The organism is Hydrogenophaga sp. (assembly GCF_041913525.1).
Taxonomy (GTDB): Bacteria; Pseudomonadota; Gammaproteobacteria; order Burkholderiales; family Burkholderiaceae_C; genus Hydrogenophaga.
Window position 1 is genome coordinate 128,482 of sequence record NZ_JAYSFD010000004.1, and the last position, 19,088, is coordinate 147,569.

Here is a 19,088-nt window from a genome sequence, read left to right on the forward strand (position 1 = left end):
GAGACATTTCTTTGAAACGCCGTGTTTTTTCCGCCCTCGCCGCCGCCGTGCTGGCCCTGGGCAGCAGCGCCGCCCTGGCGCAGGCTTCTTCCTTCCCCACCAAGCCCGCGCGCTGGATCGTGCCGTACCCGGCCGGTGGCGGCTCCGACTACATGGCGCGCAGCGTGTCGCAGGCCATGCAGGCCGACACCCCTCAGCCCATCACGGTGGACAACCGCCCCGGTGGCAATGGCGCCATCGCCGTGGCCGAGCTGATGCGCGCGCCGCGCGACGGCCACACCTTCATCAACGTGGACAACGGCGTGATGGTGTTCAACCCGGCGCTCTACAAGTCGCTCTCGTACGACCCGGCGCGTGACCTGGTGCCGGTGACGCTACTGGGCCGCCTGCCCATGATCCTGGTGACCTCGCCGGCCTCGGGCATCACCGACGCGCGCGACTTCATCGCCAAGGCCAAGGCGCAACCCGGCCGCCTGAGCTACGGCTCGGCCGGCGCGGGCAGCCCACAGCACATGGCCATGGAGCTGCTGAAGAAAGTCACCGGCACCTTCATGGTCCACATCCCCTACCGCGGCTCGGCCCCGGCCCTGGCCGACCTGGCCGGTGGCCAGGTGGTGGCCCTCATGTCCGACTACGCCGCCGCGCGCCCCTTTATCACCAGCGGTAAGGCCCGCCCCCTGGCCGTGGCCCACAGCAGCCGCTTGCCCTACCTGCCTGACGTGCCCACGCTGGCCGAGCTGGGCATCCAGGGCGCCGAGACCTCGGCCTGGGTGGGCGTGGCCGTGGCCTCGGGCACGCCGCCCGAGGCGATTCAGGCGCTGCAGAAATCGCTCTCGGCCGGTCTGGCCCAGCCGGCGGCCACCAAGCGCTACCGCGACGCCGGCATCGACCCGGTGAACATCACCGCGCAAGAGTTCCAGGCCCAGGTCAAGGCCGAGACCGTGCGCTGGCACAAGCTCATCAAAGAGCAGGGCATCACGCTGGACTGAGCGACTGGCCTTGGAACCATTGAGTTCAATCAATGGCTTCAGGGCCCGGTGTGCGGCAGACTCGGCACTGTCACGCACCAAGGAACCCGAATGCTGCACCCCGCTGGCCTGCGCACCGCCGCCGCGCTCTTGAGCGCGGCATTCTTGTCTCCGGCCCTGGCGGCCGATGCCTTCACCGACGCCATGGTGGCGGCCTACGGGCCTTACCGTGAGGCGCTGTTTCGCACCAACGGCCAGTCGCAGCTTGAGTCGGCACAGGCCATCGCCCGCGCCCAGCAGGCCTGGGCCGAGGTGCTGGCCCGCTTCGGGCAGCGCGCCCCGGCCCCTTACGACCGTGACCCGGCCTTTGCCGATTCGCTGGGCCGCGTGAAGGCGGTGTACGACACGGCCGCCCAGGAGATCGCCGCCGGGCAACTGGCCCAGGCGCACGAAACCCTGGAGGCCGCGCGCGACATTCAGGCCGAACTGCGCCAGCGCAACGGCGTGGTGGTGTTCAGCGACCACATGAACGCCTACCACCTGGAAATGGAGCGTGCCCTGATCGACGGGCCGAAGTGGCTGCAACAGGACGGCCACACCCTGCGCCTGGTGGCCCAGGCCGGTGTGCTGGGCTACCTGGTGGCCCGCCTGCGCGAGCAGGCACCGGCCAGCCTGAAGGCCGACGCCGACTTTGAGCGCGCCCTGGCGGCGGTGGAGGCGTCGGTGAACCAGTTGCGCGAGGCGGCCCAATCGCAAGACCTGGCCCGCACCAAGGCCGCGCTGGGCCAGGTGAAGGCGCCCTACAGCCGCCTGTTCCTGCGCTTCGGCTGATCGACGCCGATTCAACCCCGGGGCTTGGCGCCGCGCGCGGCGCGGGCCTTGGCCGCTGGCGGGCGGGGTGGCGACATGGCGCGCTCCAGCCAGCCCAGGCTTTCCACCTGCGCCAGAAAGTGCCGCAGGTAATCGGGCGAGGTGTGGCGCAACTGGCTCAGGGCGTTGAGCACCAGCATGTGCGGGTTCAGCGGGCCGGCGTTGGTCGGTGCCCGGCTCTCGGCGGCGCGCACCTGCGCCTCGGCGCGCAGCCGCGCCCAGGTGCCCCGAAAACGGGTGATGCTTTTCAGCTCGGGCCGGGCGCTTGGCGTGGTGCTGGCCGTGGGCGCGCCGGCGGCCACGGCGGCCTGCTCACCCTGGGCGCGCAATTGGCGGTTCAGCGCCACCAGCGCCTGCAGGCCGGGGCGCTCGGCAGCTGGCGCGGCGGGCACAGAGGCGGCGGCGTCGATGGCGTCCAGCAGGCGCGCCAGGCGCGCGGCCAGCACGCGCTGCACCGCGGGTGGCTGGCCGTCCAGCCGGGCGGCCAGCGCCAGGGCCTGGCGCCAGCGCACCGGCTCGCGCTGGGGCGCACCGGCCGCCTCGGTGGCGGCCAGGCGCTGCCGCACGGGCAGGGCGGGCTCAGTCACGGGGCTTCTGCGCCGGCGGCGCAGCCTTGGGCACGGGGGCCATTTCCACGCGGCGGTTCAGGGCGCGGCCGCGCTCGTCGGCGTTGGAGGCCACCGGCTGCTCGGGGCCAAAGGCGGCGCTGAACACCAGGTTGGCCGGCATGCCCTCGTCGATCAGGGCACGGGTCACGGTGAGCGCGCGCTGGGCCGAGAGTTCCAGGTTGTCGGCAAAGCGGGCGTTGCCTTCCTGAATGGGGCGGTCGTCGGTGAAGCCGCTGACCATCAGCATTTCGTCGCGCTCGCCCAGGTACACCCGCAGCGCCGGCACCAGGCCCTTGAGCAGTTGCCGGCCCTCGGGGCGCAGGCGGTCGGAGTTCAGGTCAAACAGCACGCTGCCGCTGATGCCGATGCGCCCGTTGTTCAGGGTGATGCGGCCACTGGCCAGCGGCACCGCCAGGGCCTGCTCCAGCGCCATGCGGCGTTGCTCTTCGTGCTGGCGCTTGTCCACCTCGGCTTGCAGACTGGAGACCAGGTCAAGCTGCACCGCCAGCACGCCCACCAGCACCAGCACGAAAGCGCCCAGCAGGCCCGACATCAGGTCGCCGAACACCGCCCACACCGGGGCGGTGGCCTCCACGCCGCTGTCGGCGTCGTCCAGCTCTCTCATGCGCTGGCCCCTTGGGCATCGCCCTGGTCGCGCGGCTGCAGGCGGCGCAGGTCGTCCAGGATGCCTTGCTGCGCGCCGATGCTCAGGTCAATCACCTCGCGGGCCTGGCCCACGTAATAGGCCAGTTGCTCGTCGCTGCGCGCCATCGACTGCTGCAGCGCCGCCTCGATGCGGCCCAGTTGTTCGATGAGCTGCTGGCTGCTCTCGCCAAAGCCTTGCACGCCCTGCGCGAAGGCATCGCCCAGCGCGGCCAGCTCCACCGCGCTGCCGGCCACCTGCGCGGCGGCCTCTTGCGTGTGGCTGGCTTGCGCCTGCAGGGCCGCGCCCAGGTGCTCGCCGGTGTGCTGCAGCGAGGCGCTGGCGCTGCTCACCAGTTGTTCGATGGCGCCGCGCTGTGCCTCGGTGGTCTGCGCCAGTTGTTGCAGCAGGGCCTGAATCTGCGCCATCAGCTCGGCGCGCTCTTGCAGCGCCAGGTTGTCGCGCTCGGCCACCTGGCCCATTTCGCGGCGCAACTGGGCGATCACATCGGCCGCGGCTTCGGGCACCTCGGCGGCGGTCTGCAGCAGGCGGTTGAGCGGGGCTTCCAGGGCGGTGCCCAGGGTGGCCAGGTGCTGCGCCACGGCGGCCTGCAAGCCGTCCAGCCGCGCCAGCGCGGCCTGTGCGCGCTGGGCCTCGTCGTCGCGCAGGGCGCTCAGGCCCTGCTGCCACTGCTGGGCCATGGCGCCCAGGCGCTCGTCTTGCGTGGCGATCCAGCGGGCTTCGGCCTCCACCCGCGCGGTGGCCAGGGCCTCGGCGCTGGCCAGCAGGGTGGTGATCTGCTCCAGCGTCTGCGCGGCCTGTTCGCGGGCCTGCTCGGCCACGGCGCGGGCGCTGTCTTGCAGCGCCTGGCCCAGCGCCTGCTGGCGGCCCAGGGCCTCGTCGCTCACGCGCTGCCACGCGGCTTGCTGGTCTTGGGTCAGGACGGCCAGGGCGCTGGTGAGGGCCTGCTGGCGCGCCGCTTCGGCCTGCGCCTGCTGCTCGCGGTGGGCGGCGCTGGCTTGCTCGGCCTGTGCCAGCCACTGCGTGGCGCGCTGTTGCAGGGCCTCGGCGGTGCCGTTCAGGGTGTTGTCCAGGCGCTGCACCAGGGCGTCTTGCGCCTGGGCCTGCTGGGCCAGCGCGGCCTGCCAGCCTTGGGCGATGCCTTCGCTGGTGGCGCTCAGGCGGGTGCTCAAGCCATCCAGCTGGGCCTGCACCTGCTGGCCCACCTGGGCGTGCAGGTCGGCGCTGCTGCGGGCCACTTGGCCCAGGGTCTGGTCCAGGCGCTGCACCAGGGCGTCTTGCGCTTGCGCCTGCTGGGCCAGCGCGGCCTGCCAGCCCTGGGCAATGCCCTCGCTGGTGGCGCTCAGGCGGGTGCTCAGGCCATCGAGCTGGGCCTGCACCTGCTGGCCCACCTGGGCGTGCAGGCGGCTGGTTTCGGTGGCCATGTGGGCCACGGCTTGTTCCAGCGCGGGGCGCAGGGTGTCGCTGGCGGCGCGCGCGCTGGCGCTCAGGCTGTCTTGCAGCGAGCGCTCCACCGATTGCGCCAGGGCCTGGTAGCTGGCGCTGGCCTCGCGGTGGAACTGCGCCTGCTGTTCGGTCAGCGCGGTTTGCTGTTGCTCGTGGCGCTGGTCCAGCCGCTCGATCAGGGCCTGCAGGCCATTGACCACGGCGGGCAGGGCCTGGGCCTGCTGTTGCAGCGCTTCTTCGGTGCGCTCGCGGCGGTGGGCCGGCGAGAAGGGGCGCAGTTCGGTGGCGATGCGGGCGTCCAGCAGGCGCACGGCGGCCACGCGCTCGCGCCGCACGATGGCCGCCAGCAGGCCCAGCATGGCCGAGCCGGCCACACCGGCCACCGAGGTGCCGAAGGCCAGGCCCAGGCCCTTGATGGGCGCGGCCAGCGCGGCGCGCATGGTCTGCAGGTCGGTGGAGCCTTCGAGCGCGAACACCGCGCCCTGGAAGGTGTGCACCATGCCGCCAAAAGTGCCCAGCATGCCCAGCATCACCAGCAGGCCCACCAGGTAGGGGGTGAGCGCCAGGCCGGGCAAGGGCGTGGCCTGGCCCTCGATGCGCTGGCGCACGGCGGCCTGCAGCGCAGCGGGCAGGGTGGCCAGCCAGGCGCCCAGGTCGGCCGGGCTGTTCAGGGGCGTGGTGCCCTCGCCCAGTGCGCCCAGGGCCTTTTGCAGCGATTGCGTCTCGCTGCGAAAGCGCCGCAACTCGGCGCCGCCGGCCAGGTAGGCGGCGGCAATCAGCGCGGTCATGCCCAGGGCCAGCAGGCTGGCGCCCGAGAAGCCCACGCCCACCCAGGCGATGGACACCAGGCCCACGAGGAAAGCGATGGTCAGGACGATGTGGTTCATGTGGTCTGTTCGTTGGGTTCGCACAGGGCGGCCAGCAGGCCGTCCGTGGCTTGCAGGCGCCAGTCGAGTTCGGCCAGCAGGGCGGTGCGCCACTCGTGGGCGTAGGCCGCCAGCCAGCCGGGGTTGACCAGCGCGCCGGTGGGGTCGGTGGCACTGCGCCGCCAGTGGGCGAAGCGCTTGTCCAGCAGGCCAGGCAGCCAGGCCAGCACGCGCTGCACCCGCACCCGCAGGGCGTCTTCCATCAGCGCGTCCAGCCGCGCCAGGCTGGCCTGGGCGGGGCCGCGCTGCACCAGCAGTTGGCGCAGGTGGCCGCGCCAGGCGTCCAGGCGCAGGTCCATCTGGCGTTGCAGTTCCAGGTGGCGCTGGTGGTAGAGGGCGTAGAGGCCGTCGGCCTCGGCCGGGTCGGCCACGGGGGGCGTGGCCACGCGCGCGCCACGGGGCGCGGGCGCGGTGGGGGCGCCGGGGTCGTGCGCGGTGATGGCCTGTGCCAGCGTGGCGCGCAGGCGCTGCGCCTCTTGCGCCAGGGCGGGGGTGTCCAGGCGCGGGCGGCGGGCGGCGGGCGCGGTGGCGCCCGCCTGCTGCCAGGCGTGCAGGCGAATGGTGTCGTGCACGCTGAGCCATTGGCCCAGGCGCTGCGCGACGTCCAGCGTGCCGGCTTCAGGGTCAAGGTCGACCCAGTCGCCGATCACGCGGACCAGGGGAGATTCCTCAAGTGGTGGGTGCACTACCGTTCGCCCGCCCCGGGGGGCGAGCACCTAAACAAGCCCCGTGGTGGGGTGCTGCGGCGCCCGGCCATGGGCCGGCGCCTGGCAAGGCCCGCCACGCCAGGGCGGCGGCACGGGCCAAAACCCTTAATTAGAAACGATTTGGGCACCGCCTCCGCCGCCGACGGGCGGGGGGCTCGGTGCGCGGCGCTTCAGGCCGGGGTGGCGCTGCTGCGCGGGGCGCTGGCCTCGCGCTCATAGGGCGAGGAAGCCCCCACCAGGAAGAAGGTGGCCACCATTTCCTTGGTGATCTCGATGGCGCGCTTGAGGCTCAGGTCGATGTGCTCGGTGATGCAGGCCAGCGCCTCGTCGGCGCGGCGCTCGCGGATGAGCTGCAGCACGCGGTGATGGGCGTCGAAGGCGGCGGCGTTCCAGGCCGATTGCTGGATGTCGATGTGGCGGGCGATGTGAATGCGCCGGGTCACGATTTCCATGAAGGCGCTGAGCTCTTTGTTTTTGGCCAGCGCGATCATGCGGCGATGGAACTCTTCGTCGGCCAGCAGGAAGTCGCCTGAGGTCATCTGCGCGCCCTGCGCCATCACCTCGGCCCAGTAGTGCTCGACGGCGTCGATCTCGTCGTCGCTGGCCCGCTGGATGGCCAGCAGCACGGCGCGGCGCTCCAGGGCGATGCGCACCTGGTAGAGGTCAAACACCTCGTCCACGCTGATCTGCTTGCGAAAGAAGCCCTTGTTCATCACGAAGTCGAGCAGGCCTTCGGCGACCAGGCGGTTCAGCGCCTCGCGCAGCGGCGCGCGGCTGACGCCGAACTCGCGGCCCAGGGCTTGCTCGTTGATGCGCGCGCCCGGGCGGAATTCGTAGCGCATGGCGCGGTCGCGCAGGTCCAGGTAGAGGCGCTCGACCGAGCTTTCCTCACGGGGTTGCGGGGCGGCCTTCGGGGCGCGGCGGCGGGTGGTGGTGGTGGCCATGGTGCGAGTTGGGGCTGGGTGGAGGTCTGATCGCCCGATGGGCTCAGCGATCAAGGGCCCCGAATTTTTGTCTCGACAAGTGTAGACAGTTTGCGAAAGCCGAAATCGTACACCCGCCCCGTTGTCCCTTTGCCGCACTCGGCTGCGTGGGATTCAGGCGGTTGTCAGCATGGCCAGTGCCTCGCGCTCGGCCTGGGCGATCCAGCGCGATTGCTCGCGCAGCCGGTCCAGTGCCTGCGCGGTGGCGGGCCCGGGAGGCACCAGGGGCAGGCGCCAGCTGGCCTCGCACAGGCCCATGCGGGCGGCCAGGTGCTTCACCGGAATGGGGTTGGCCTCCACGAACAGGGCCTGCGACAGGGCGAACAGGTCGGCCACCAGGCCGCTGGCCTGGGCCAGCTGGCCGGTGGCGGCGGCCTCGCACTGGGCCTGAACGGCAGCGGGCACCACGTTGGCGGTGACCGAAATCACCCCGTGCGCGCCCAGGGCCATGGCGGGCACGGCGGTGAGGTCATCGCCGCTGTAGCGCACGAAGCCCGGGCCCAGGGCCGCGGCCAGTTGCTGCGCGCGCACCAGGCAGCCCGAGGCGTCTTTGATGCCCTGCACTAAGGGGTGGCGGGCCAGGCGCTGCAGAGTGTCCAGCTGGAAGTCGACCACGGTGCGGCCGGCCACGCTGTAGAGCACCAGAGGCAAGGCGGTGGCGTCGGCCTGGGCCATGAAGTGCCGGTACAGGCCCTCTTGCGTGGGCTTGTTGTAGTAGGGCACCACGCTCAAGAGCGAATGGGCGCCGGCGCGTTCGGCGGCCTGGGCCAGGTGCACGGCCTCGCGCGTGGCGTTGGCGCCCACGCCGGCCATCACGTGGATGCGCCCGGCCGCGTGCTCCACGCTGGCGGCCAGCAGGGCCTCGTGCTCGGCCATGGACAGGGTGGACGCCTCACCGGTGGTGCCGGCCACCACCAGGGCGCGGGTGCCGCTGTGCACATGCCAGTCGATCAGGCGGCGCAGCGCCGCCCAGTCGATGCCGCCGTCGGCCGTGAAGGGGGTGATGAGCGCCACCAGGCTGCCGCTGGGCAGAGTGGCAAGGTCGGGAAGGGGGATGGGCTGGTTCATGGCAAGGACAGGGAGCGGGTTCAGTGCGGGCGGCCGCCCAGGTACAGCTCGCGCATCTCGGGACTGTTCATCAGCACCTGGGCCTGGTTTTCCAGGGCCACGGTGCCCACCGAGAGCACGTAGGCGCGGTCGGCGATGCGCAGGGCTTCCATGGCGTTTTGTTCGACCATGAGCACGGCAATGCCTTCTTGCTCGCGCGTGGCGGCAATGGCCTCGAACACCTCGGCCAGGGTCTTGGGCGACAGGCCGGCCGAGGGCTCGTCGAGCAGCAACACACTGGGCCGGGGCATGAGCGCCCTTGCCAGCGACAGCACCTGCCGCTCGCCACCCGACATGGAGGCAGCCGGCGCGTTGAGCTTGCGCTTGAGCACGGGGTAGGTTTCGCACAGCTCGTCGATGCGCTGGGCGCACACCTCGCGCGCCATGAACTGTCCGCCCAGGGCCAGGTTTTCCCAGGCGGTGAGCGAGCCGAACACGTTGTCGGTCTGCGGCACGAAACCAATGGTGCCGCTGCGCACCTTGCGGTGCACCGGCACGCGGCCCACGTCTTGCCCCCGGATGTGGATGCTGCCGCTGCGCGGGCGCAGGAAGCCGGCAATGGTCTTGAGCAGGGTGGACTTGCCGCAGCCGTTGGGGCCGAGGATGCAAACGATCTCGCTGGGGTTCACGTGCAGCGAGATGCCGCGCAGGATGTCGACCTCGGCGCTGTAGCCGGCCACCACGTCAATGGCGTCGACCTCGCGTGGCGGGGTGGGGGTGTTCATGGGCACGGCTCCGGGGCTGACCAGGGTGAGGTGGGTGTTGTCGCTTGTCATCAGGCGGCCTTGGCGGTGGGGGCTTGGGCGGCCGCCGCGGCCTGACGGCCGAGGTAGGCCTCGATCACCTGCGGGTGCGAGGCCAGCTCGTCGGGGCGGCAGTCGGCCACGATCTGGCCACGGTCGAGCACCACGCAACGGGTGCAGACCTCGCGCACGAAGTGCATGTCGTGCTCCACGATGAGCTGCGAAATGCCTTGCTGGCGCAGGCGCTTGAGCGTCTGCACGATGTCGCGCCGCAGGTTGGGGTGCACGCCGGCGGTGGGTTCATCAAGCATGAGCAGGCGCGGCTCGCCCATGAGCGCGCAGGCAATGCTGAGCAGCTTCTTCTGCCCGCCCGAGAGCGCGGCCGCCGCGTTTTGCTTGACCGGCGTGAGCAGCAGCTCGTCCAGCAACTGGTGCGCCCTGGTGAGGGCCTGGGCCTCGGCCTGGCGCAGGGCGCCGGGGCGCAGCAAGGTGCTCCACACGCCGTGGTGGCGGGTGTCGGCCGCCAGGGTCACCTCCAGCACGCTCATGCGGCTGGGCATGGAGGGCAGCTGGAAGGTGCGGGCCATGCCGTGGCGCACGATGCGGTGGGCCGGCAGGCGGGTGATGTCCTGCTCCTGCAGCAGCACGCGCCCGCCGTCGGCCGGGGCGAAGCCCGAGGCCACGTTGAGCAGCGTGCTCTTGCCCGAGCCGTTGGGGCCGAGCAGGCCCACGATTTCGCCAGGGCGCACCTGCAGGCTCACGCCCTGCAGCACCTGGTTGCCGCCGAAGGCCTTGGACAGGTCTTGAACGTCGAGAAGGGCAGCCATTACAGTTTCCTCAGGGTTTCGGGGACCAGGCCGTCCTTGCGCCACAGCAGGCAGGCCAGCAGCAGGCAGCCGATCAGGCCCAGGCGCACCGCGCCGGCCACGTCGGAGCCAATGCCCAGCCAGTCTTTGGCGAAGGGCATGGAGGCGTAGATGGCCTGCACCAGGAAGGCGCCCAGCACCACGCCGCCCACGTGGCCCAGGCCGCCGATCATGAGCATGGTCCAGATCAGGAAGGTTTCCGAGGCCAGCATGAAGTCCGGCCCCACGTAGCTGATGTAGTGGCCCAGGAAGGCGCCAGCCACCGCGGCCAGCATGGCCGAGGCCACCGTGGCCTTGCTCTTGAGGGCCACCAGGTCGTAGCCCATGCTGGTGGCCAGCGCGGGCTCTTCGCGCAGCAGGCGAAGGGCTCGGCCGAAGCGACCGGCGCCCAGGCGGCTGCTCAGCCCCATGGCCAGGGCCAGCACCAGCAGCACGGTGGCCAGGAAGGCCCAGCGCGCACTGCCGGCGTCCAGCGATGACCACAACGGCGTCACCCCGCTGATGCCCTGCGCGCCGCCGGTGAGCCAGTCCTCGTTGAGGGCGATGGTGCGCACGATCTCGGCCACCGCCAGCGTGGCGATGCCCCAGTAGTCGGCCCCCAGGTTGCGCCCCAGGCGCGACATGAAGAAGCCCAGCACGGCCGCGGCTGCGATGCCCATGGCCCAGCCCAGGCCGGGATGCCATTGCAGGTGGTGCGCGATGCCCACCGCGTAGGCCCCCACGCCCACGAAGGCGATGTGGCCCAGGTTGAGCAGGCCCGCGTAGCCGGCCTGGATGTTGAGCGACACGGCCACCAGCGCGTAGATGGCGGCCACGCTCACGGCGTGGATGAAGAAATCAAACACGGCGCACCTCCCGGTCAAACAGGCCGTAGGGCTTGAACAACAGCGCCACCAGCAGGAACAGGAAGGACGCCGCGCCGATGTAGGTCACCGGCAGGAAGGCCAGCGGTTGGCCCACCAGCCAGCCGAAGTTCAGGTTGGTCACGGCGGTTTCGGCCACCGCGATGAGCAGCGCACCAGCGGCCGCGCCCAGCGGGTTGCCCAGGCCGCCGATGATGGCCGCCGCGAACACGGGCAGCAGCAGGTCGGTGCCCAGGTTCACGTGCACATCGCTCGTCATGGCCAGCATGGTGCCGCCGATGGCCGCCAGCGCGCCGCTGATAAGGCTGATGAGGTTGGTCACCTGGTGGGCGTCGATGCCGGTGGCCTCGGCCAGGGCACGGTTGGTGGCCAGCGCGCGCATGCGCCGGCCCATGGGGGTGCGATAGAGCAGCCAGGCAAAGCCGCCAAGCACCAGCAGGGCCGCGCCGATGGAGTAGGCCTGGGCGTGCGAGACGCGGGCGCCGGCGATCACCAGCGGCGAGACGATCTCGAAGTCATAGCGAAGCGGGCGCGAGCCGGCAACGCCCAGCATCAGCGCCACCATCACCATCGACACGGCCAGCGAGCCGATCATGGCAATGGCCGGGCCCGAGCGCAGCAGGCGACGAAACACCAGGGTGTTGAGCAGCACCGCCACCGCGCCGGTGACCACGCACGACAGCGCCATGGCCAACGCGAAGGGCAGGCCCAGGCGTTGCCCGGCCAGCGTGAGAAAGGCGCCCAGCGCGGCGTACTGCACGTGGGAGACGTTGGGGAACTTCACCAACGCGTACACGGCGCTCAGGCCCACGGCGACCAGGGCCAGGTCGGCCGTGCGGATGAGCACATCCAGGACAAACTGAAACATCGGCGGTCCTCAGGTTCGGAGGAGGGGAAGGGACGGGGGTGGGGGCGCGCGCCGTGGCGCGCCCCCAGGCGGGGTCAGCGCGGCAGCACGCCGTTCTGGTAACGGGTGCGCAGGTAGGGCTGCACGGCGCGCTGGCGGTCTTTGTCGAACACCACCTCGCCGGTCACGCCGTCGAACTTGCGGCCCACCTCGGCCAGGGCGGTGCGCACCTTGGCGGCCTCGGTCGAGCCGGCCTTGGCGATGGCCGCGGCGCTGAGCATCACGCCGTCGTACGCGTAGCCGCTGTAGGCCGACTTGAACTTCTCGCCGTACTTCTTGCTGTAGGCCTCTTCATAGGGCTTGCCAGCCGGGCCGACGGCGCTCACCTCCATGCCGATCTGGCCGTTGGCGATCTGCGCCGGCGTGTCGGTGGTGCACATGGTCTGGTAGATGGCGTACCACTGGGTCTTGTTCAGGCCCAGGTCAAACGCCTCGCGGTTGATGATGGCCGCTTCCTGCCCGTATGCGCTGTACACGTACACGTCGGGCGCGGCGCGCTCGATCTGCTGCAGCTCGCGGCGGTAGGTGGACTGGCCGGCGGTGTACAGGATGGAAGCCACCACCTGGCCACCCATGGCCTCGAAGTTCTTCTTGAACTCTTCGGCCACGCCCTGGCCGTAGGCATTGTTGGGCGCGATGAAGGCGGCCTTGCGGAACTTCTGCTCGAACACGTCGGTGGCGGCGAACTTGGCCGACACGTCGTCCAGCCCGATCACGCTGAACGAGCCTTCGCCGATGCCGCGCACGCGGGGGCTGGAGCTGCCGATGTTCAGGTGCGACACGCCTTCCTTCACCAGGTACTGCGCCGTGGGAATGGTGATGCCCGAGGAGTACTCGCCCAGGACCACCGGCACCTTGTCCACCGTGGCCAGCTTCTTGGCGGCGTCCAGTGCGGTGGGCGCCCGCCCGCCCGAGTCTTCGATGATCACGCGCAGCTTGCGCCCGAGCACCCCGCCCGCAGCGTTCACGCGTTCCACGGCCAACTCCATCCCACGGCGCTGGTCTTCGCCGATGCTGGCGCTGGGGCCGGTGAGCGGCAGTACCGCGCCAATGGTCACGTCCTGGGCGTGGGCGATGCCAGCCGAGGCGGCCAGCAGTCCGGCGGCCGCGAGGGCCTTCATTGCAAGGGTCTTCATGGTTCACTCCTCTTCGGAAGCGGTTGCGAAAGGTGCCGGCGGGTGCCAGCGGCCAAGGGGTGCGGCGGAGCCGCGGTCGGGAAAATCAGGGCGTCAAACGGTGAACAACCGGCCCCACTGGGGCAGGGCGTCCTTCACGCCGGCCAGGCGCAGCGCGTGCCAGGCCATGGCGTGGTTGCTGGAGAGCACGGGCTTGCCAATCGCCTGCTCCAGCGCGGCCACCTGCTCGGCCACGCGCAGGCTGGTGCACGAGACGAACACCGCGTCCACCTCGGGGTTCTGGCCCAGCGCCAGTACCGATTCGCGGATGGAGGGCGCGTCGATGCGCGCCACCTCGTTGTCGTTGCCGTGCTCGTACGAGGCGCTGCCCACCACGGCGTAACCACGTTCGGCGATGTAGTCGGCCATCCAGTCGCTCACCGACTTCACGTAGGGCGTGAGCAGGGCCACGCGGCGCGCGCCCAGGGCCTGGAAGGCCGCCAGCGCGGCGGTGATGGGCGAGGTGCAGGCCACGCCCGGGCGCGCTTCGCGAATGCGGGCGAACACCGCTTCTTCGCCAATGACCATGGCGCCCGAGGTGCAGCCGAAGGCCACCACGTCCAGCCGCTCACCGGGGCGGATCAGGGCCACGGCCGGGGCGATGTCGCCCTCCATCGCCGCCAGGGTCTGGGCGTTGATCTCGGGCGAATTGAACATGCGCGCCTCATAGAAGGCCACGCCCGGCAGGTCGATCATCTGGCGCCACTCGTGCTCGATGGTCTGGTCGGTGGCCAGCACCACCAGGCCGATGGCCGCGCGCGGCGAGAGACCTTCGTCCAGCGTGAAGGCGTGGCGGGCATAGGGCCGCGCCAGCGAGGTGTCGGTGCTCATAGGGTCAGGCCCTCCAGGTTGTGCTCAGGCTGGCGGCCGCACACGATGTCGGCCACGATGCGCGCCGTGCCGCAGGCCATGGTCCAGCCCATGTGGCCATGGCCGGTGTTGAGGTAGAGGTTGCGGTGCCGCGTCTTGCCCAGGATGGGCGCGCCCGAGGGCGTCATGGGGCGCAGGCACGACCAGTAAGAGGGCTGGTCGTAATCGGCCCCGCGCGGGAACAGCTCACGCGCCACGCTGAGCATGTGTGCGAAGTCGCTGGGGCGGTGGCTGGTGTCGTAGCCGGTGAACTCGGCCGTGGCGGTGAAGCGCAGCCGGTCGCCAAAACGTGCCCAGGCCACCAGGTGGTTTTCTTCCACGCCGCCCAGGGTGGGTGGCTCGTCGCCGGGGCGAATGGGTACCGTCAGCGAATAGCCCTTGACCGGGTAGATCGGCAGCTTGTAGCCCAACTGCCGCGCCAGGAACGGTGAGTAGCTGCCCAATGACAGCACGAACTCGGTGCCTGCCACGGTGCCCTTGTCGGTGCGCACGCCGGTGATGCGGTCGCCCACGTGTTCCCAGCCCTGGATGTCGCGGTCCAGCAGGAAGCGCACGCCCATGCGCTCGCAGCGCTTGGCCAGGTCTTGCGAGAACAGGTGCGCGTCGCCGCTTTCATCGCTCGGGCAGAAGATGGCGCCGGCGATCTTGTCGCGCGCGCTCGCCAGCGAGGGCTCGCGCTGCACCACTTCATCGGGCGTGAGGGTCTGCAGTGGCAGACCGTTGTCGGCCAGGATGGACATGGCCGCCGTGCCCCGCTCGAAGCTGGGCAGGTCTCGGTACACATACAGCAAGCCGCCGCTGACGCGGTCGTACTGAAGGCCTTCGTCGGCCGACAGGGCCTGCAGCCGCTCTTGTGAGTAGCGGCACAGGTGCAGCTTGCGCGTGGTGTTCTGGCGCGAGCGCTCGGCTGTGCAGTGGCGCAGGAACTCCAGGCCCCAGGCCCACATGTGCGGGTCGATGCGCGGCTTCAGGCGCAGCGCCTGGCCTTCCATGAACAGCGACTTCAGCAAGATCTTCGGCGCCTTGGGCGAGGCCCAGGTGTAGGCATGGCCCGGGGCCACCAGCCCGGCATTGGCGAAGCTGGTCTCGCGCGCCACGCCGCCCTGGCGGTCGATCACCACCACGTCGCGGCCTTCGCGGGCCAGGTAGTACGCGGTCGTCACGCCGACGATGCCGCCGCCCAGGATCACGGTTGTCATGGCCCGCTGCCTCAGACCACCGCGATCACGCCAATTTCCACCGTGTACTGCGGGAAGGCCAGCTTGGACTCCACGCAGGCGCGGGCTGGCGGGTTGCCGGCCGGCACCCAGGCGTCCCACACGCTGTTCATCTCATTGAAGGTGGCCGCCTCGGCCAGCCAGATGTTGGCGCTGACGATGCGTTCCTTGCTGCTGCCGGCCTCGGCCAGGATGCGCTCGATCTTGGCCAGGATCTGCGCGGTCTGCCCGGCCACGTTGGCGCTGGTGTCGTCGGCCACCTGGCCGCTGACGAAGACAAAGCCGTTGGCGACCACGGCGGCGCTCATGCGGGCGTTGGGCTGGATGCGCTGAATGTTCATGAGGGGTCTCTCCTTGGGGGTATCCGGGCTGGTCTCGACAAGCGTTTCCCGGTGTGGTTGAAAATAAGTGTCGACAGTTGTGACGTCAGCAATTTATAGCAGTAGCATTCGTTGCCATCACTGGTGATTACCCTAGACTCGACAAAGCAAGTGATGTGCCATTCTTCATTTGTCTATAAACAACTGCCGACACTTGTGTCGAGAGTGAATCGAATGGCACCAGAACGGCGCCATTCACGCCCCAAACGGGCGCACCGTGCACCCCGACGGAACGGGGCATGGCGCGCCCGTCCGTGTTCCCCTTCCTGAACCCACCCAGCGAGAGACCGCATGAGCCTGAAAACCGTCAGCCTCGACGACAAGTACACCCTGCAACAGGGCCGCATCCTCATCACCGGCACGCAGGCCCTGGTGCGCCTGCCCATGACCCAGCGCCAGCGCGACCAGGCCGCCGGCCTGAACACGGCCGGCTACATCAGCGGCTACCGGGGCTCACCCCTGGGCGGGCTCGATGAGCAACTCCAGCGCGCCGGCAAGCACCTGAAGGCCCACGAGGTGGTGTTCGTGCCGGGCGTGAACGAAGACCTGGCCGCCACGGCGGTGTGGGGTTCGCAACAGGCCGAGATCGGTGGGGAAGGGCGCTTCGATGGCGTGTTCGCCATCTGGTACGGCAAGGGCCCTGGCGTTGACCGCACGGGCGATGCCTTTCGGCACGGCAATCTGGCCGGCTCGTCGCGACACGGCGGCGTGCTGGTGCTCATGGGTGACGACCACACCTGCGAGTCGTCCACCACCTGCCACCAGAGCGAGTTCGCCATGGTGGACGCGATGATTCCGGTGCTCAGCCCCTCGGGCGTGCAAGAGATCCTGGACTACGGCGTCATGGGCTGGGCCTTGTCGCGCTACAGCGGCTGCTGGGTGGGCATCAAGTGCGTGAAAGACACGGTGGAGGCGACTGCCTCCATCGACGTGGACGTGTTTCGTGTGCAAGTGACCGAACCGCAAGGCCTGGATTTGCCGCCCGATGGCCTGAACATTCGCCAACCCGACACGCCGCACGCACAAGAGGCCCGTCTGCACCAGCACAAGCTGCGCGCGGTGCAGGCCTTTGCCCGCGCCAACGGCATCGACCGCGTGGTGATCGACGGCCCGCAAGCGCGCCTGGGTGTCATCACCCACGGCAAGAGCTACCTGGACACCCTGCAAGCCCTGGACGAGCTGCACTTGAGCGAGGCCGGGGCCGCCGCCCTGGGCCTGCGCCTCTACAAGGTGGGCATGCCCTGGCCCTTGGAGCCCGAGGGCGCGCGCGACTTCGCACTGGGCCTGGACCAAGTGGTGGTGGTGGAAGAAAAGCGCAGCCTGCTGGAGTTCCAGCTCAAGGACCACCTGTACGGCTTGCCGGGTGCGCCCGGTGTCGTGGGCAAGCGCGACGAGCAAGGCCGCACGATGTTCCAGTCGGAAATGGCGCTGGACGCCAACCAGATCGCCATCGCGCTGGGCGAGCGCCTGCTGCGCCTGCACCCCGACCACGCAGGCCTGCGCGAGCGCGTGGACGCCCTGCGCGCCCTGCAGCCTCCCCAGCCGGGCAGCGAGCCCATGGCTCGCAGCTTCTACTTTTGCAGCGGTTGCCCGCACAGTTCGTCCACCGTGGTGCCCGATGGCAGCAAGGCCTACGCCGGCATTGGCTGCAGCTGGATGGCCCAGACCATGGACCGCCACACCCAGGGCTACACCCAGATGGGCGCCGAGGGCCTGTCGTGGGTGGGAGAGGCGCCTTTCAGCAAGCGCGCGCACATGTTTCAGAACATGGGCGATGGCACCTACTTTCACTCAGGCCTGCTGGCGGTGCGCGCGGCCGTGGCGGCGCGCACCAACATCACCTTCAAGATCCTGTTCAACGACGCGGTGGCCATGACCGGCGGCCAGCGCCACGACGGCCCGCTGGACGTGCCCACCATTGCCCAGCAGGTGCACGCCGAGGGCGTGCGCCGCGTGGTGGTGGTGACCGACCAGCCCGACAAGTACCCGGCCGGCGTCGCCTGGCCGCCCGGCCTCACGGTGCACCACCGCGACGACATCCAGGCCGTGCAGGAAACGCTGCGCGAGATCGAGGGCACCACCGTGCTCATCTACGACCAGACCTGCGCCGCCGAAAAGCGCCGCCGCCGCAAGCGCGGCACCTATGAAGACCCGGCCCGCCGCGTCGTCATCAATGACCTGGTGTGTGAAGGCTGTGGCGACTGCGGCGTGCAATCCAATTGCGTGTCGGTGCAACCGCTGGAGACCGAGTTCGGCCGCAAGCGCGCCATCGACCAATCGTCGTGCAACAAAGACTTCTCGTGCACCAAAGGCTTTTGCCCCAGCTTCGTGAGCGTGGTGGGCGGGCAGTTGCGCAAGCCGCAGGCCCCACGCGAGACGCAGGTGTTCGAGGCCCTGCCCGAGCCCGTGCTGCCGGTGCTCGACGGTGGCGTGTACAGCATCCTGGTCACCGGCATGGGCGGCACCGGCGTGGTCACCATTGGCGCCATCCTGGGCATGGCCGCTCACCTTGAAGGCAAGGGCTGCGGCCTGCTGGACATGGCCGGCCTGGCGCAAAAAGGCGGCTCGGTCTGGAGCCACCTGCGCTTTTCCGCCCAGCCGGCCGACATCAAGACCATTCGCATCGCCGGTGGCGGTGCCGACCTGATCCTGGGCTGCGACCTCGTGGTCACCGGCCACGCCAAGACGCTGGCCACCGCGCGCCACGGCCACACCCGGGTGCTGGCCAACACCCACCAGTCCATGCCCGGCGATTTCACCCGCCAGCCCGACCTGCAATTCCCTGGTCAAGAGCTGCGCCAGCGCGTGCAGGCCGCCGTGGGTGAAGCCGGCTGCGCCTTTGTGGACGCCACCCGCCTGGCCACCGCGCTGCTGGGCGATGCGATCGCGGCCAACATGTTCCTGCTGGGCGCGGCCTACCAGCGCGGCTGGATTCCGGTGTCGGCCCAGGCCATCGAGCAAGCCATCGAACTCAACGGAGCGGCCGCTCGCCTGAACCGCGAGGCCTTCGTCTGGGGCCGCCGCTGCGCCCACCATCCTGCCCTGGTGGAGCAGGCGGTGCAGGCCCTGAAGGCCCGGGCCAGCGTGTCGCTCTCGCCCGCGCCGCTGCAAAGCCTGGACGAGCGCATCGCGCTTCGCGCCGACTTCCTGCGCGGCTACCAGAGCGAGGCCCTGGCCCAGCGCTACCTGGCCACCGTGAAGCGGGTGCGCGAGGCCGAAGCCCGCCTGTTCCCGGGCAGCCAGGCGCTGGCCGAGGCGGTGGCGCGCTACCAGTTCAAGCTGCTGGCCGTGAAAGACGAGTACGAGGTGGCGCGCCTGTACACCCACACCGATTTCCGCCGCCAACTCGAGCAGCAGTTCGAGGGCGACTGGCACATCGAATTCCACCTCGCGCCGCCAGCCCTGGCCAAGAAAGACCCGCGCACCGGCCTGCCGCGCAAACAGACCTTTGGCCGCTGGATGTGGTGGGGCATGCGCGCCCTGGCCGCTATGCGCGGCCTGCGGGGCACACCGCTTGATGTGTTTGCCCGCACCGAGGAGCGCCGCGCCGAGCGCGAGTGGCAACAGAGGTACGAAGGCGACATCGAGCAGGCCCTGTCGGTGCTAGAAACCCACCGCGATCCGATGCAGCTCACGGCTGCTGTCGAGTTGCTCAGCGTGCCCGAGCACATCCGTGGGTTCGGACACGTGAAGCACGCTCACCTGCAGCGCGCCGCCGCGCGACGCGAGGCCGCCTTGCAGCGGCTGTACCGGCGCAGCATCCCACTGAAACAGGCCGCCTGACCTCT

At 70.2% G+C, this 19,088-nt stretch carries 17 protein-coding genes; 3 read left to right on the plus strand and 14 right to left on the minus strand.

Annotated features, from left to right (window positions below; all coding sequences use genetic code 11):
• Window positions 1-11 precede the first annotated feature (11 nt).
• Window positions 12-989, plus strand: coding sequence for a Bug family tripartite tricarboxylate transporter substrate binding protein (locus ACE3RQ_RS07395; RefSeq protein ID WP_374521317.1), 978 nt, complete (start codon window positions 12-14; stop codon window positions 987-989).
• Window positions 990-1,079: 90 nt separating this feature from the next.
• A complete protein-coding gene (locus ACE3RQ_RS07400) occupies window positions 1,080-1,799 on the plus strand; it encodes a hypothetical protein (protein WP_374521318.1) in 720 nt (239 codons plus the stop codon).
• 11 nt (window positions 1,800-1,810) lie between these two features.
• Here the strand turns inward: ACE3RQ_RS07400 and ACE3RQ_RS07405 are convergent, their stop codons facing one another.
• The 14 genes from ACE3RQ_RS07405 to ACE3RQ_RS07470 all read right to left on the minus strand — a co-directional run bounded on the left by ACE3RQ_RS07405 (window position 1,811) and on the right by ACE3RQ_RS07470 (window position 15,261).
• Entirely contained in the window at window positions 1,811-2,425 is a 615-nt protein-coding gene (locus ACE3RQ_RS07405) for a DUF2894 domain-containing protein (RefSeq protein ID WP_374521319.1), read from the minus strand.
• Entirely contained in the window at window positions 2,418-3,071 is a 654-nt protein-coding gene (locus ACE3RQ_RS07410; protein ID WP_374521320.1) for an OmpA family protein, read from the minus strand. The genes ACE3RQ_RS07405 and ACE3RQ_RS07410 overlap by 8 nt, the downstream gene beginning before the upstream one ends.
• On the minus strand, window positions 3,068-5,443 hold the full coding sequence (locus ACE3RQ_RS07415) for a DUF802 domain-containing protein (protein ID WP_374521321.1): 2,376 nt from the start codon (window positions 5,441-5,443) through the stop codon (window positions 3,068-3,070). Before ACE3RQ_RS07415 ends, ACE3RQ_RS07410 begins: the two co-directional genes overlap by 4 nt.
• A complete protein-coding gene (locus tag ACE3RQ_RS07420; RefSeq protein ID WP_374521322.1) occupies window positions 5,440-6,168 on the minus strand; it encodes a DUF3348 family protein in 729 nt (242 codons plus the stop codon). The genes ACE3RQ_RS07415 and ACE3RQ_RS07420 overlap by 4 nt, the downstream gene beginning before the upstream one ends.
• A 191-nt stretch (window positions 6,169-6,359) precedes the next feature.
• Window positions 6,360-7,133 (minus strand): GntR family transcriptional regulator, encoded by a 774-nt coding sequence (locus ACE3RQ_RS07425; RefSeq protein ID WP_374521323.1) that lies wholly within the window; start codon window positions 7,131-7,133, stop codon window positions 6,360-6,362.
• A gap of 153 nt (window positions 7,134-7,286) precedes the next feature.
• Window positions 7,287-8,240, minus strand: coding sequence for a 4-hydroxy-tetrahydrodipicolinate synthase (dapA, locus tag ACE3RQ_RS07430; RefSeq protein ID WP_374521324.1), 954 nt, complete (start codon window positions 8,238-8,240; stop codon window positions 7,287-7,289).
• Between the two features lie 20 nt (window positions 8,241-8,260).
• On the minus strand, window positions 8,261-9,004 hold the full coding sequence (locus tag ACE3RQ_RS07435; RefSeq protein ID WP_374521450.1) for an ABC transporter ATP-binding protein: 744 nt from the start codon (window positions 9,002-9,004) through the stop codon (window positions 8,261-8,263).
• Between the two features lie 50 nt (window positions 9,005-9,054).
• Window positions 9,055-9,849, minus strand: a complete 795-nt coding sequence (locus ACE3RQ_RS07440) for an ABC transporter ATP-binding protein (RefSeq protein WP_374521325.1) — start codon at window positions 9,847-9,849, stop codon at window positions 9,055-9,057.
• Window positions 9,849-10,733 carry a branched-chain amino acid ABC transporter permease gene (locus tag ACE3RQ_RS07445; protein ID WP_374521326.1) on the minus strand — a complete coding sequence of 295 codons (885 nt, stop codon included), beginning with the start codon at window positions 10,731-10,733 and terminating at the stop codon, window positions 9,849-9,851. Before ACE3RQ_RS07445 ends, ACE3RQ_RS07440 begins: the two co-directional genes overlap by 1 nt.
• On the minus strand, window positions 10,726-11,619 hold the full coding sequence (locus ACE3RQ_RS07450) for a branched-chain amino acid ABC transporter permease (RefSeq protein ID WP_374521327.1): 894 nt from the start codon (window positions 11,617-11,619) through the stop codon (window positions 10,726-10,728). Before ACE3RQ_RS07450 ends, ACE3RQ_RS07445 begins: the two co-directional genes overlap by 8 nt.
• 74 nt (window positions 11,620-11,693) lie before the next feature.
• Window positions 11,694-12,794: an ABC transporter substrate-binding protein gene (locus ACE3RQ_RS07455; RefSeq protein ID WP_374521328.1), complete on the minus strand. Its 1,101-nt coding sequence runs from the start codon at window positions 12,792-12,794 to the stop codon at window positions 11,694-11,696.
• Between the two features lie 93 nt (window positions 12,795-12,887).
• Window positions 12,888-13,664, minus strand: a complete 777-nt coding sequence (locus tag ACE3RQ_RS07460; RefSeq protein ID WP_374521329.1) for an aspartate/glutamate racemase family protein — start codon at window positions 13,662-13,664, stop codon at window positions 12,888-12,890.
• Complete coding sequence (locus ACE3RQ_RS07465) at window positions 13,661-14,902, minus strand: D-amino acid dehydrogenase (RefSeq protein WP_374521330.1); 1,242 nt, start codon at window positions 14,900-14,902, stop codon at window positions 13,661-13,663. The genes ACE3RQ_RS07460 and ACE3RQ_RS07465 overlap by 4 nt, the downstream gene beginning before the upstream one ends.
• 11 nt (window positions 14,903-14,913) lie before the next feature.
• On the minus strand, window positions 14,914-15,261 hold the full coding sequence (locus ACE3RQ_RS07470) for a RidA family protein (RefSeq protein ID WP_374521331.1): 348 nt from the start codon (window positions 15,259-15,261) through the stop codon (window positions 14,914-14,916).
• 330 nt (window positions 15,262-15,591) lie between these two features.
• Here ACE3RQ_RS07470 and ACE3RQ_RS07475 point away from each other — a divergent pair, with 330 nt between their 5' ends.
• On the plus strand, window positions 15,592-19,083 hold the full coding sequence (locus ACE3RQ_RS07475; RefSeq protein WP_374521332.1) for an indolepyruvate ferredoxin oxidoreductase family protein: 3,492 nt from the start codon (window positions 15,592-15,594) through the stop codon (window positions 19,081-19,083).
• Window positions 19,084-19,088: the final 5 nt, after the last annotated feature.

Bases quoted from the DNA above. Each gene is read 5' to 3' on its own strand.
- ACE3RQ_RS07400 (WP_374521318.1), top strand. From the start codon at position 1,080: ATGCTGCACCCCGCTGGCCTGCGCACCGCCGCCGCGCTCTTGAGCGCG.
- ACE3RQ_RS07410 (WP_374521320.1), bottom strand. From the start codon at position 3,071: ATGAGAGAGCTGGACGACGCCGACAGCGGCGTGGAGGCCACCGCCCCG.
- ACE3RQ_RS07415 (WP_374521321.1), bottom strand. From the start codon at position 5,443: ATGAACCACATCGTCCTGACCATCGCTTTCCTCGTGGGCCTGGTGTCC.
- ACE3RQ_RS07425 (WP_374521323.1), bottom strand. From the start codon at position 7,133: ATGGCCACCACCACCACCCGCCGCCGCGCCCCGAAGGCCGCCCCGCAA.
- dapA (WP_374521324.1), bottom strand. From the start codon at position 8,240: ATGAACCAGCCCATCCCCCTTCCCGACCTTGCCACTCTGCCCAGCGGC.
- ACE3RQ_RS07435 (WP_374521450.1), bottom strand. From the start codon at position 9,004: ATGAACACCCCCACCCCGCCACGCGAGGTCGACGCCATTGACGTGGTG.
- ACE3RQ_RS07440 (WP_374521325.1), bottom strand. From the start codon at position 9,849: ATGGCTGCCCTTCTCGACGTTCAAGACCTGTCCAAGGCCTTCGGCGGC.
- ACE3RQ_RS07450 (WP_374521327.1), bottom strand. From the start codon at position 11,619: ATGTTTCAGTTTGTCCTGGATGTGCTCATCCGCACGGCCGACCTGGCC.
- ACE3RQ_RS07455 (WP_374521328.1), bottom strand. From the start codon at position 12,794: ATGAAGACCCTTGCAATGAAGGCCCTCGCGGCCGCCGGACTGCTGGCC.
- ACE3RQ_RS07460 (WP_374521329.1), bottom strand. From the start codon at position 13,664: ATGAGCACCGACACCTCGCTGGCGCGGCCCTATGCCCGCCACGCCTTC.
- ACE3RQ_RS07465 (WP_374521330.1), bottom strand. From the start codon at position 14,902: ATGACAACCGTGATCCTGGGCGGCGGCATCGTCGGCGTGACGACCGCG.
- ACE3RQ_RS07470 (WP_374521331.1), bottom strand. From the start codon at position 15,261: ATGAACATTCAGCGCATCCAGCCCAACGCCCGCATGAGCGCCGCCGTG.
- ACE3RQ_RS07475 (WP_374521332.1), top strand. From the start codon at position 15,592: ATGAGCCTGAAAACCGTCAGCCTCGACGACAAGTACACCCTGCAACAG.